General features: G+C 66.1%; 14 protein-coding genes. 8 read left to right on the forward strand and 6 right to left on the reverse strand.

The window, feature by feature from the left end; translation table 11 throughout:
- Window positions 1–110: 110 nt before the first annotated feature.
- The 3 genes from ettA to V6D00_08160 all read left to right on the forward strand — a co-directional run bounded on the left by ettA (window position 111) and on the right by V6D00_08160 (window position 3,813).
- Window positions 111–1,772 (forward strand): energy-dependent translational throttle protein EttA, encoded by a 1,662-nt coding sequence (ettA, locus tag V6D00_08150; protein ID HEY9899138.1) that lies wholly within the window; start codon window positions 111–113, stop codon window positions 1,770–1,772.
- Between the two features lie 116 nt (window positions 1,773–1,888).
- Window positions 1,889–3,082 (forward strand): ATP-grasp domain-containing protein, encoded by a 1,194-nt coding sequence (locus V6D00_08155; GenBank protein HEY9899139.1) that lies wholly within the window; start codon window positions 1,889–1,891, stop codon window positions 3,080–3,082.
- A gap of 80 nt (window positions 3,083–3,162) precedes the next feature.
- Window positions 3,163–3,813, forward strand: coding sequence for a hypothetical protein (locus tag V6D00_08160; protein ID HEY9899140.1), 651 nt, complete (start codon window positions 3,163–3,165; stop codon window positions 3,811–3,813).
- Window positions 3,814–3,859: 46 nt separating this feature from the next.
- Here V6D00_08160 and V6D00_08165 read toward each other — a convergent pair whose 3' ends face one another.
- A complete protein-coding gene (locus V6D00_08165; GenBank protein ID HEY9899141.1) occupies window positions 3,860–4,399 on the reverse strand; it encodes a NifU family protein in 540 nt (179 codons plus the stop codon).
- Window positions 4,400–4,501: 102 nt separating this feature from the next.
- Here V6D00_08165 and V6D00_08170 point away from each other — a divergent pair, with 102 nt between their 5' ends.
- From V6D00_08170 to V6D00_08185, 4 genes are all read left to right on the forward strand, one after another.
- Window positions 4,502–5,461 (forward strand): NAD-dependent epimerase/dehydratase family protein, encoded by a 960-nt coding sequence (locus V6D00_08170; protein ID HEY9899142.1) that lies wholly within the window; start codon window positions 4,502–4,504, stop codon window positions 5,459–5,461.
- A 7-nt stretch (window positions 5,462–5,468) separates the two neighbouring features.
- Window positions 5,469–5,648 (forward strand): hypothetical protein, encoded by a 180-nt coding sequence (locus V6D00_08175; GenBank protein HEY9899143.1) that lies wholly within the window; start codon window positions 5,469–5,471, stop codon window positions 5,646–5,648.
- Between the two features lie 231 nt (window positions 5,649–5,879).
- Window positions 5,880–6,482, forward strand: a complete 603-nt coding sequence (locus tag V6D00_08180; GenBank protein ID HEY9899144.1) for a hypothetical protein — start codon at window positions 5,880–5,882, stop codon at window positions 6,480–6,482.
- Window positions 6,460–7,488 carry a hypothetical protein gene (locus V6D00_08185; GenBank protein HEY9899145.1) on the forward strand — a complete coding sequence of 343 codons (1,029 nt, stop codon included), beginning with the start codon at window positions 6,460–6,462 and terminating at the stop codon, window positions 7,486–7,488. Before V6D00_08180 ends, V6D00_08185 begins: the two co-directional genes overlap by 23 nt.
- 54 nt (window positions 7,489–7,542) lie before the next feature.
- Here the strand turns inward: V6D00_08185 and V6D00_08190 are convergent, their stop codons facing one another.
- The 5 genes from V6D00_08190 to V6D00_08210 form a co-directional block, all read right to left on the reverse strand.
- Window positions 7,543–8,487, reverse strand: coding sequence for a PfkB family carbohydrate kinase (locus V6D00_08190; protein ID HEY9899146.1), 945 nt, complete (start codon window positions 8,485–8,487; stop codon window positions 7,543–7,545).
- Between the two features lie 127 nt (window positions 8,488–8,614).
- A complete protein-coding gene (locus V6D00_08195; GenBank protein ID HEY9899147.1) occupies window positions 8,615–8,992 on the reverse strand; it encodes a hypothetical protein in 378 nt (125 codons plus the stop codon).
- A gap of 155 nt (window positions 8,993–9,147) precedes the next feature.
- Window positions 9,148–9,831: a YjbH domain-containing protein gene (locus V6D00_08200; GenBank protein HEY9899148.1), complete on the reverse strand. Its 684-nt coding sequence runs from the start codon at window positions 9,829–9,831 to the stop codon at window positions 9,148–9,150.
- A gap of 335 nt (window positions 9,832–10,166) precedes the next feature.
- Window positions 10,167–10,562 (reverse strand): type II toxin-antitoxin system HicB family antitoxin, encoded by a 396-nt coding sequence (locus V6D00_08205; GenBank protein HEY9899149.1) that lies wholly within the window; start codon window positions 10,560–10,562, stop codon window positions 10,167–10,169.
- Window positions 10,563–10,573: 11 nt separating this feature from the next.
- On the reverse strand, window positions 10,574–10,768 hold the full coding sequence (locus V6D00_08210; protein ID HEY9899150.1) for a type II toxin-antitoxin system HicA family toxin: 195 nt from the start codon (window positions 10,766–10,768) through the stop codon (window positions 10,574–10,576).
- 591 nt (window positions 10,769–11,359) lie between these two features.
- Between V6D00_08210 and V6D00_08215 the strand changes: the two genes are divergently transcribed.
- On the forward strand, window positions 11,360–12,702 hold a 1,343-nt coding region (locus V6D00_08215; GenBank protein ID HEY9899151.1), incomplete at its 3' end, for an SLBB domain-containing protein.

Raw genomic sequence — 12,702 nt, forward strand, 5'->3', positions numbered from 1 at the left:
TACCCCCCACCCGAGCAGCGCCCGCTACTGGGCCTCAACTTGGCTTATGGCGTCACCCGGGCTATCATGGTGCCTATTGCCCCATCGACCTATGCAAGAGAGGGTTTTTCGTGGCCGCGTACCAATACGTCTACACCATGTACCGCCTCACCAAGGTGGTGCCCCCCAACAACCGCGAGGTGCTCAAGGACATCACCCTGTCCTTCTTGCCCGGCGCCAAGATCGGCGTGCTCGGCATGAACGGTGCCGGTAAGTCCACCCTCATGCGCATCATGGCCGGGGTCGACACCAACTTCCAGGGCGAGGCCCGTCTCGCCGACGGCGCCACCGTCGGTTACCTCTCGCAGGAGCCCGACCTCGACCCCACCAAGACCGTCCGCGAGAACGTCGAGGACGGCATGGCCCGCGCCCGGGACCTGCTGAAGCGCTTCGAGGAGCTCTCGGCCAACTACTCGGACGAGACCGCCGACGAGTTCGCCCGCGTCCAGGACGAGATCGACGCCATCGACGCCTGGAGCCTCGACAACCAGATCGAGGTCGCCATGGAGGCCCTGCGCGTGCCCGACGGCGACGCCGACGTCACCAAGCTATCGGGCGGCGAGCGCCGCCGCGTGGCCCTGTGCCGCCTGCTGCTCTCGGCTCCCGACCTGCTCCTCTTGGACGAGCCCACCAACCACCTGGACGCCGAGTCCGTCGCCTGGCTCGAGCAGCACCTGGCCGAGTACAAGGGCACCGTCGTGGCCGTCACCCACGATCGCTACTTCCTCGACAACGTCGCCGGCTGGATCCTCGAGCTCGATCGCGGCGCGGGCATCCCCTGGGAGGGCAACTACTCGTCCTGGCTCGAGCAGAAGGAGCGGCGCCTCGCCCTCGAAGAGAAGCAGGAGAGCGCCCGCCGCAAGAACCTCGAGCGCGAGCTGGAGTGGATCCGCCAGTCCCCCCGCGCCCGCCAGGCCAAGAGCAAGGCCCGCATCCAGAACTACGAGGCCCTGGTCGCCGAGCAGAGCTCAGACCGGGTCGAGGGCCTGGAGATCCACATCCCCGCGGCCAAGCGCCTCGGCAACGTGGTCGTCGAGGCCAAGGGCCTGACCAAGGCCTACGGCGACAAGCTCCTCTTCGACAACCTCGACTTCGAGCTGCCCCCCGGCGGCATCGTGGGCGTCATCGGGGCCAACGGCGCCGGCAAGACCACCCTCATGCGCATGATCGTCGGCCAGGACCAGCCCGACACCGGCTCCCTTCGCGTCGGCGAGACGGTCGAGCTGGGCTACGTCGACCAGAGCCGCGACTCCCTGGATGCCGAGAAGAGCATCTGGGAGGAGATCTCGGGCGGCGAGGAGAAGCTCAAGGTCGGCACCCGCGAGGTCGCCTCGCGCGCCTACGTGGCGAGCTTCAACTTCAAGGGCTCCGACCAGCAGAAGAAGGTCGGCGTGCTCTCGGGCGGCGAGCGCAACCGCGTCCACATGGCCAAGCTGCTGCGCCGCGGCGCCAACGTCCTGCTGCTGGACGAGCCGACCAACGACCTGGACGTCAACACCCTGCGCGCCCTGGAAGAAGCGCTCCTGAACTTCGCCGGCTGCGCCGTGGTCGTCAGCCACGACCGCTGGTTCCTGGACCGCATCGCCACCCACATCCTCGCCTTCGAGGGCGACAGCCAGGTGGTCTTCTTCGCGGGCAACTACGAGGAGTACGAGGCGGACAAGAAGCGCCGCCTCGGCGCCGACGCCGCCCAGCCCAAGCGCATCAAGTACAAGCCCCTGGTCCGCTCGTAACCGGGCGTTTCGAAGCGCAGGCGGAGTTTCGGCTCCGCCTGCGTTTGCTTTTCCGTTCGAAACGAGCGACAATTGGAAGCTAAAGTTTTGTGACGGCATCATAGGAGACGGAGCGCATGTCGAACCATCCCCTCACCTTCCTCTGCGTCATGGCCGCCACCAAGGGCCTGTACGCCGAGCCCTTCCTCAGGCAAGCCAAGGAGCTGGGCTGCCGCATCCTGGTCCTGACCAACGCCAAGGCCCTCGGCTACGACTGGCCGCGCGACCTCATCGACGAGCTCTACGCCGTCAAGGACATCTTCGATCCCGTCGACGTCCGCAACACCGTCAGCTACGTCGCGCGCCACGAGCAGATCGACCGCATCGTGGGCCTGGGCGAGTACGACATCGAGATCGCCTCGGCGCTGCGCGAGCACCTGCGCCTGCCCGGCATGGGCCTCAGCACCTCCCACTACTTCCGCGACAAGCTCGCCATGCGCAAGCGCGCCCGGTTCCTGGGCATCCCCGTGCCGGAGTTCGTCCACGTCCTCAACTACCAGGCCGTCGGCGAGTTCATGCAGCGCGTGCAGGGTCCCTGGGTCCTCAAGCCCCGCACCGGGGCCTCGTCGCTCGGCATCAAGAAGATCGACGACCCCGAGACCCTCTGGCGCCTCCTCGACACCATGGGCGACCAGCAGTCGAACCACCTGCTCGAGCAGTTCCTGCCGGGCGAGGTCTTCCACGTGGACTCGATCGTCGATGGGCGCCAGGTCCTGTTCGCGGTCGCCCACCGCTACGGCACCCCCATCCTCGAGCTTCACACCGTGGGCGGGGTCTACACCACCCGCGGCCTCGAGCGCGGCACCCCCGACGAGGTGGCCCTCCAGGCGATCAACCGCCAGGTCATCGAGGGGCTCGGCCTGCACGAGGGCGTCACGCACATCGAGTACATCAAGAGCGCGGCGGACGGTCGCTTCTACTTCCTCGAGGCCAGCGCCCGGGTCGGCGCCGGCATGATCGAGGACATGGTCGAAGCCGCGAGCGGCCTGAACCTCTGGAAGGAGTGGGCCAAGATCGAGGTCGCCCAGCACCGGGAGCCCTACCGCATGCCCGAGCCCAGGCAGGGCTACGCCGGGGTGGCCATCTGCATGACCACCATCGAGCACCCCAACGTCTCCAGCTACGCCGCCCCCGGCGTCCGGCCCCTCGAGCCCAAGCCCTATCACGCGGGCGTCCTCGTCCAATCCGACGACCCCCGCGAGGTCGAGGCCAAGGTCGCCCAGTACGCCCGGCGCCTCACGCAGGACTTCCTCGCCCCCGCCCACGCCTAGCCCAATCTCGCCCCCCCTCTTCTCCCCGCCCCCCGGTGGGGCGGGGCTGGGGGTGGGGGGATCTCAATAAGTTCCTTAATATGCCTGAAGCCCTTCTCGACAACCGCATCCTCACCTGGACCAGCGACGCCCCCGCCGGCTTCGCCTTCCGAGGCTACGCCCTCAAGGCCGACGACGGCACGATCGCCTGGATCGACCCGCCCGACCCCGGCGAGCACGAGGCCGAGCTCGTCGCCTTCGGCCGTCCCCAGCACATCCTGGTCACCTTCCGCGACCACGATCGCGCCGTGGACAGGCTCGCCGCGCGCTACGGCGCCAAGGTCTGGATCCCCAAGGGCAAGGGGGGCGACATCAAGCGAGTGGATGTCGAGTACGACGAGAAAACCGCGCTGCCCGCCGGTCTCAAGGCCCTCTCCCTGCCGGCGGTCGGCTACGGCGAGCATGCCCTCCACGGCACCGTGGGGGGCCACCGCTTCGCCTTCATCGGCGACGCCGTCATGAACATGGACTACGACCGGCTGCCCTGGATCATCCGGGGGCTCTTTCTCGGGCGCAAAAAAGGCCGCCTGCAGTACAAGAAGCACTACCGGGGCGGCAACACCCGCGAGGCCCTCAAGCAGGTCCGCGGGCTCCTGGCGCTGGAGCTCGACGCGCTGCTCTGCTCCCACGGCGACCCCATCGAATCGGGCGCCGCCGCCGTGCTCAAGGAGAGCATCGAAAGCTGGGGATAAAATGAAGGGGGGCCAGGCTGAGCCTGGCCCCCTTCATTCAAGCAAGCTACTGCGCCGAAACGACGCTCAGGGCCGGGTCCACGTCCACCCGCAGCATGTGCTCGATGGCGCGCAGGGTCCCCGAGATGGAGCTGGGGCAGGTCCCGCAGGCGCCCTGGTAGCGGATGGTCAGGACGTAGTTCTCGTAACCCACGATCTCGAGGCCGCCGCCGTCGCCCGCGAGCGCCGGCCGAACGCGGGTGTCCATGACCTCCTCGATCTTGCGAAGCATCGCATCCTCGGGGGAGGTCGGCGCCGCGACCTGCACGGGGGCCGCCGCTTCCGGAGCGTAGGCCTCGATGGCGCCCTTGACCTGCTCGGCCAGAGGCCCCCACTCGGCCTCGGGGTCCTTGGTCACGGTCACGAAGGTCGGCATGAAGAACACCGCCTTGATCTCGGGCATCCGGAACAGGGACTTCGCCAGCGAATGGCCCTCGGCCTCGCTCGCGCTCTCGAACGATCGCGACCCCATCTCGATCACCTTGCCGTCGAGCGTCATCTTCACGGCGTTGGGGTTGGGGGTCGGCTCTATCTTCATGACTTTCATGGTCGGTCTCCTTCCAAGCGAAGCCTCCATTATATCAGTCGGCACCTGCTCGCGTGGTAAACTGGGGGGCTGCCACGAACGACCGAAAAAGGAGGCGCGCGCATGTCATCGCTTCGAATCCTCATCACCGGCGGAGCGGGCTTCGTCGGCTCTCACTCCGCCGAGCGGCTCGTCCGGGCGGGCCACGAGGTGGTGGTCTTCGACAACCTCTCGACCGGCAAGCGCGAGAACCTCTCGGGCCTCGAGGTCCCGCTCATCGAAGGGGACGTGCGCGACCACGAGGCGGTGAGCCGCGTCCTGTCCGGCGGCTTCGACGCGGTACTCCACCTGGCCGCGGTCGTGTCGGTGCCCCTCTCGGTGGCGGATCCCCTCGGCAGCCATGAGACCAACGCCGGGGGCACGCTGCACGTGCTGGAGGCCTGCCGCCGCCACGGGGTGAACAAGGTCGTGTACGCGAGCTCGGCCGCGGTCTACGGCGACCAGGCGCCGCCGCTGAGCGAGACGCAGCCCTGCGAGGCGCTCTCGCCCTACGCCGCTCAGAAGTACGCCAACGAGATAGACGCCGGCGTGTACGCCAGGCTCTTCGGGATCCAGACCATCGGGCTGCGCTACTTCAACATCTTCGGCCCCCGCCAGGACCCCAAGTCGCCTTACTCGGGCGTGCTCTCGATCTTCATCGACGCCCTCAAGGGCGGCCAGGCCCCGACCATCTTCGGGGACGGCTCGCAGACCCGCGACTTCGTCTACGTGGGCGACATCGCCCAGGCCAACCAGCGCGCCCTCGAGGCGCCTTCGAGCCTCTCGGGCGAGGTCTTCAACGTGGGGACCGGCATCCGGACGAGCGTGCTCGAGGCCTACGAGGCGATCGCGAGGGCCATGGGCCTCGACCTTTCGCCTCGCTTCGGGCCGCCCCGCGAGGGCGACATCCAGCACTCGGGCGCGAACATCGAGAAGATCACCCGCCTGCTCTCCTACCGCCCCGAGATGCCCTTCAACGAGGGCATCCGCCACACGGTCGAATCACTGACGCGAGCAGTTGAAAAACCCATCCACTTAGGATGAGAGGCAGTTGGACACGGGGTTCACGGTAGATTGGCTGCTTGCCGGCGTGTTTGGCGGCGAGACCTGGATGGCCCGCCTCCGCTCCGAGAACGCGCGCTTGGGGGGCCGTGCCACCTCCGAGGCCAAGCGAAGCGCCGCCCGCGAGAACGGCAAAAAGGGCGGCCGGCCGAAGAAAGCCGCCCCCTAGACTTTGAAAGGCCGCTTGCGATGCAAGCGGCCTTTCTTGATTTTACGCGACCACGGTCGGGACGAAGGTGTCGCCCAACTTCTCGAAGCCGCTCATCCCGTGCAAGACGTTGTAACGCTTGAAGATCGCCTCAGTTGCCCGGCGTCAAGATTGAGTATTGTCACCATACTCAATGAGTACTATTATCATACTCAAATAGAACCTTGAAGATACTCACTGAAGGGGGGATCTGTGAGCCTATCCGCTCAGACGATTGAAACCCTGCTGGAAGCGCTAAGCGAGCAACTCGCCGCAGCAGATGCCTGCCCCGTCGACCTCGTGGTTTGCGGGGGCACCGCGATGAACTTCCTCGGTTTCGCCGCGCGCCCCACCAAGGACGTCGACGTCGTCGCGCTCTTGAACCTGCCCGGCAAGGGAGAGCCAGAGTTCCTCATGGCCAAGCCCCTGCCCGCATATGTGCTGAAGGCCAGCGCTCTGGTCGCGAAGGATTTCGGCATCTCGCCGGACTGGCTCAACGATGGACCGGCCGATCTCTTGCGCTGGGGGCTGCCCGAGGGCGCTGAGTCTCGCCTGATAGAGCGACGGTTCGGAGCATGTCTGACCGTCCATTTCCTGGCGAGACCGGATCTCATCTGTCTTAAGCTTTACGCCTACGCAGATAGCCAGGCGCCTCGACACCGCCAAGATCTCCTCGCCCTCGAGCCGACCCACGAAGAACTGGAAACGGCCGCCAACTGGGTCAGAACCCACGACGATTCAGACGCCTTCCTGATCGATATTCGCGGTGCCCTCGCTACCCTCGGAGCCCCTGATGTCGCTGCACGCATCGGCTAAGGCGTTCCGAGAGGAGGTCCTTTCGTTCATCTGGCGGCAGTGGGGCCAGATGGGGCTCTCCGCGCCCTTCGCACACGAAGACGTCTGGTGCCAGGATCCGGAGGCCCTCCTGGTATTCAGCCTCGAAGCCGCTCGCCGGGATCCTCGGATGTTCGACGAAATCCTCGACTGGCTCACCGCCAATGGCCGCAGCTTGCTGCGTCAGCGCGTCGAGAACCTGCTCGCGCGCGATCCGGATGCCCCCCGCCCCGTCATCGAAGCGGCGCTCGCGCGCACCTTGCCAGCTATTTCGAGGCGATCGCGCGAGACGCAAAGCACGCTGGACAGCACCGGGCCGACGCCCCTGTTCGAAGGGGAGCTGACCGAAGCGGCCGCCTTCGGCGAGAGCGAGCCGATCTTCTTGCGCTTCGGGCTCGTCCGTCCGCCCTTTCGCCGCAGCCGCAAGAGTCGCGAACTCGATCTGCTTGCCCCTTTCAACATGCCGTTCCGGCTTCGTGCGATTTTCGGACCGGGCAGCCGCTCGGAGGCGATACGATACCTGCTGTTGCGCGGGGATCAGGGCGGGACCACGGTTGAAATCGCCGAGGCGATCGCATTGAGCCGCCCCAATGTGCAGCAAGCGCTTGAAGGTCTGAGCGCTGCCGGGATCTGCATCAAGCACCCCCGAAACAAAAAGGAGCTCATGTGGAGACTGGATGTGGAAAGATGGCAGACCTGGCTCGAACTCGATGAATCACGGATTCCTCGCTGGATCGACTGGCCTGCCGCGTTCGCGGGGCTGGCCACGATCTGGCGCTGGATCCACGCGCCGCAGCGCGAGAGCGAATCCCCTTATATCCGCTCGTCGAGAGCACGACAGCTAATGGAACAGGCGGCTCCGCTCATCGCCAACGCTGGGATAAAGTGGCACCCTGCAGATCCGCAACGTTATCCGGGCGAAGGCTACCTGCCCGCCTTCGAACACGATCTCGCCACGCTGGGCACGGCCTTGAACCCAAGAACTTAAAGCGCGAGCGGCCCCTGGAAATCCAGGGGCCGCTCGCGCCGAAGTCGAAAAAGGCTACGCGACCACGGTCGGGACGAAGGTGTCGCCCAGCTTCTCGAAGCCGCTCATCTTGCGCAGGACGTTGTAGCGCTTGAGGATCTCCTCGTGGGTCACGGAGCGCAGCCTGTCGCAGCTGAACTCCTCGACGTTGTACGACGCCATGACGCTGCCCAGGATGATGGCGCGGCGCAGGTTCTCGTTCGAGAGGTCGTCGGTGTAGGCCAGGTACCCGAGGAAGCCGCCCGCGAAGCTGTCGCCGGCGCCGGTGGGGTCCGAGACCTCCTCGATGGGGTAGGTGGGCGAGATGAAGATGTGGCCGTTGTCCTGGACGAGCATGGCGCCATCCTCGCCCTTCTTGATGATGACGGCCTTGGGGCCGAGCTCGAGGACGCGCTTGGCAGCCTTGAGGAGGTTGTTGGTCTCGCAGAGCTGGCGAGCCTCGCCCTCGTTGAGCAGGGCGATGTCGACCCGCTTGAGGGTCTCGACCAGCGCCGCGCGCTTGCTTGTGATCCAGAAGTTCATGGTGTCGCACACCACGAGCTTGGGGCGCTCCATCTGGTCGAGCACCAGGCTCTGGAGCTCGGGGTCGATGTTGCCCAAAAAGAGGTACTCGCTCTGCGCGTAGTTCTGGGGGAGCTTGGGCTGGAAGTCGGCGAAGACGTTGAGGTCCGTCATGAGGGTGTGGGCCGTGTTGAGGTCCTCGTCGTAGAAGCCCTTCCAGCGGAAGGTCTTGCCCTCGACCCGCTGCAGGCCCTCGACGTTGACGCGGCGGCTGCGGAAGAGCTCGACGTGCTCCTCGGGGAAGTCGGTGCCGACGACGCCCACGAGGTTGACGGGCGAGAAGAAGCTCGCCGACATGGAGGCGTGGGTGGCGGAACCGCCGAGCGCCTCGATCACTTCTCCACGGGGGGTCCGGACGGAATCCAGCGCGACCGATCCGACGATGGTGATGTTACTCATTTAGCCCTTCTCTAACTCCCGTAAGCGGCATGGACAGGCAAACTTGGACATTATAGCAGATCTCAAAAGCAGCATGTCCCCCCATTCAGGGGGGACAGCAGGGGGGTGATCGCAATCGCTCCGAGCCCTACTCGGCCAGGTAAGCCTCCAGGCCGCGCCGGATCGTCTCCATGTGGCGCTCCGCCCCGCTCATCTCGGGCTCGTAGTGAAGGCCCAGCTGGCGAGCGTCACCCGGCTTTCCCAGCGCGACGCGCACGATGGCCAGGCGTTGCCCCATGGGGGGATACGCGCTCCAGAGCTCGGCGCTCACCGCGTCGGGCGCGCTCGTGATGTTGCGGTAAACGCCCTCTGCGGGCGCGTTACCCCCGAGGAAAAATCCCTTGACCCGCTCCTGGGTCAGTTCCCCAGGGCGAGCGACCTGCATGTCCTGGATGCTCGCCTTCTCTTGAAGGTGCGCGCATCCCCCGAGCGCGAGCATCGCGCAAACCACCAAAAACCGCATCATGAGCCGATCCCCCTACGGGCAAGAAGGCGAGTCCCTGCATTCAGGATAGATCAGGTCGGCACTCGATCGATGCGTTCCGCGGAAAGCCTCACGAAACATTTACTTCATTAGTAACTAACAAAATTAGCTTCATGGCGAAGGGAAGCAGGGGTAACTCAGAGCGACCAGGAGAGGACTCCGGAGTACGCCCAGTCGTCAGGCCACAGCTTCGCGGCCTGCAGGGTGAGCCATCCGACCGGGCGCCAGCTCACCCCGGCGTTCCATTCTTGGCTGTCGTGCTCGATCCTGAGGTTGAGGCCGCCACCGACCTCCCAGTCGGCCCCGCCGAACACGCCCTTGATGAAGCGCGGGCTGTCCCCGTAGCCCAGGTGCAGGGACACGGGCCCGAGCGGCTGGGTGGCGACCCCGTAGAAGGTATTCAGGCCGTAGTCGGTCTTGCCGATGCTACCCCGGGCCAGGAAGTTGGCCCCGAGGGGATCCTGGGCGCCCACGGCCACCCGAGGCCAGCTCGCGGGCAGCGGCAGTTGGTACTTCACGTTCCACATCCGGTGAAAGCCGTAGGCCACCCCCGGCGCATCCCCCGGGTACCAGCCCACCACCTGGAGCTGGTCGAGCGTCATCTCGAGGCCCGGCAGCAGGGCCAAGGCGGCGAAGTAATGCCGGTTGGTCTTGGGCTGGTAGAGGTAGCCCCGTGGCCCTCCGATCCAGCTGAAGCCGAGCGCGAACTCGCCCTCCTCGAGGGTCAGGGCCGTCGGCGTCTTGATGAGGCCGGTCCCCCCGCCCAGGTTGAGCGACGCCGCGTCGACGGGCCCGCCCGCGGCGAGCAGTCCCAGACACATCAAACAAGCACCACATACGCGCATCGCATCACCCTACATCGCAGGAGCGGAAACTATCAAGGTGGCCCATCGCCCTCTGGGTGAGCGCAAAGTAGGGCGCCGACACTCGCTTTCCCTCTCCCCGCCCCCGGGTGGGGCGGGGCTGGGGGTGGGGGGATTCAATCGCCGTAGGCGCTGCCTTCTTCGAGGAGGGCGTGAGGGCGGGTTTGTGGTGAGGATCTAGCGACCGTCGAGGCCAATACCCATGGCGACGGACAGGCTCGGATCACCGAAGAGCTGAACACTGAGGGGTCCACTATACCGACAAGCGGATCCGTTGGCTGTTGCTGCTGAGGCTATGCCTTGCGTAGCTCCGCTCGAGCGGCATCCGCGAGGAAGGCCGAGCGGGTCTTGCCGAGGCGCGCGGCGGCCTCGTCGATCTGGATAACCAGGCGCTTATCCAGCGAGATGTTGAGCCGCACGGGCTCAGACTTCTCGATCTCAATCCTCACCAGGAAGGGGATCTGCTTGGCGTACTCGGGGTTGTTCGCGATCGCCTCGATCTCAGACGGGGCAGGGATGGGGTCGCCATCCTCCATCATCCCCTCGAGGTGCAGGCGCAGGGCCTGGTGAGCATTCTGGATCGCATCGTCCGGGGTTTTCCCTCCGGACGTGCAGCCAACAAGGTCGGGAAACCAGACACCCCAGGTATCCAGCGGCGTGCGTTCGAGGAGCGCAACGTAAACAGCCATGGGCGGCCTCCTTACTTCCAACCGGCCTGTTTGAAGATGCTGTCCAGCGTGCTCCCGTAGAGGTCTTTCTTGGGATGCTGGACGGTCACCTTGCCGGGCCTGGTGTCGTGCTTGTACTGGTGGTGATCGCCACGGACCTTGGACAGGTACCAGCCGTCAGCCTCAAGGCGCTGGATGATTTCACGGCTGCTGAAGACCTTGCCCATCGATGCGACCTCCTCGCAGTTGACGGGCTAACCATACACAAAAAATACACAAAATGCAAGCGCGAACCAGGGAGTGGGTGGGCGCAAAGTAGGGCGCCAAGGCTCGCTTGCCCTCTCCCCGCCCCCGGGTGGGTCGGGGCTGGGGGTGTGGGGATTCAATCGCCGTAGGCGGTGCCTTCTTTGAGGAACGCCAGGGCTTCGCCGGCGATCACCCCCCTGTAGTCCCCCCATTACGCCTTCGGCTTAGATGCGCTGCGGCGCGAGCGAGGAGGGACAAGGGTCGGCTCCCCTGTTTTCGTTCACCCATGGCCCCCTCTCCCGGGGGGAGCGCGAAGGGCCGGCGGAGAAAATCAACCCAGAGCGGCGGAGGGGTAGGGCCTGAAAAGCCTCGGATTGAAGGCACGCCAGGGCCTCATATGGTACGATCGGACGCAATAGCGTTACCAGCGCCACAGCGCCCCGGATAACCCCCGGAAGCCTATATTTACCGGGGATTCAGGGGTTTATCGCAAAAGGCGGCGCGGGTATGCAAACGTCAGCACCTTGCTGAGAGCCCGGCCGAGTCGTATGCCCGAGAGGAATTCACCCTTCGTGAGACGCCCCAATCCCTGGTTCAGCGCCCTGACAGCGGCCACCTTCCTGCTCGCCTCGCCCGCCACCGTCGTGGCCGCCGAGTTCAGCTTGCCCAGCGCCCCGATGGCGAGCCCAACCCCCGGCCCCAGCGACGCCCCAGCCGCGAGCCCTAACATCCACATCTCGCCCGACGCCTTCAAGCAGCTGAGCCCCGAGCAGCAGCAGCTGGTGCAGCAGCGCATGCAGCAGAAGGGCGCTGGCGCAGCCCCCGCCTCGTCGCAGACCAGGACCCTCGACCCCAGCCAGGACAAGCCCGTCGACGAGCCCGCCGTGGCCGCCTCGGCGCAGCCCGCCCCCGAGGCGGAGGAGCTCTCCAGCTTCGAGCAGGAGCTGCGCCAGCGCCCGCCCGAGGCGATCTCGCTCCAGCTGACCCACTACGGCCACGACCTCTTCCGGGGGGCGCCCTCGACCTTCGCTCCGGTGGACGACATGCCCGTCCCGAGCGACTACGTCATCGTGCCCGGCGACGAGATCATCGTCAGCGCCGTGAGCCCCCGCCGCAGCGGCGACAACAGCCTCACGGTCAACCGCGACGGCACCGTCTTCTACCCGAACATCGGGACGCTGAGCGTCGCGGGGATGAGCTACTCGCGGATGGTGCAGGTCCTCACCCAGAAGATCAAGGGCGGCGCGCGGGACATGCAGCTCTCCATCCGGATGGGCAAGCTGCGCAGCATCAACGTCGTCCTGGTCGGCCGGGTCAAGAAGCCCGGCAGCTACACCATCAGCTCGCTAACCAGCCTCTCCAACGCGCTCATCGCGTGCGGCGGCCCCACCAAGATGGGAAGCCTGCGCGACATCCAGCTCAAGCGCAACGGCAAGGTCGTCGCGCACTTCGACCTGTACGACTTCCTGTTCAAGGGCGGCAGCAGCCAGGATTTGCGCCTGCAGGGCGGCGACGTCATCTTCGTCCCGGACAGCGGCCCCCAGGTCGCCGTGGCGGGCAACGTCAAGGCGCCCGCGATCTACGAGCTCAAGGGCAAGACGAACCTGGAAGAGGTCTTCAAGCTCGCGGGCAACCTCACCCCCATGGGCTTCGCCCAGCAGATCCAGATCGAGCGCTTCAGCCAGAACACCTCGCAGAAGATCCTCGACGTGGACCTGACCAGGCCCGGCGCCGCCCGGGGCACCGCCCTCCAGGACGGGGACATCGTCAAGGTCTACGCCCTTTCGAAGAAGCTGCTGAACGGCGTCATGCTGAGCGGCCACGTGGAGCGCCCGGGCAAGTACGAGTACCGCCCCGACCTGCGCCTGCGAGACGTGATCAAGGGCGAAAACGATCTGAAGCCCGAAGCCTACCT

This window comes from Pantanalinema sp. (assembly GCA_036704125.1).
In the GTDB taxonomy this organism is placed as follows: Bacteria; Cyanobacteriota; Sericytochromatia; order S15B-MN24; family UBA4093; genus JAGIBK01.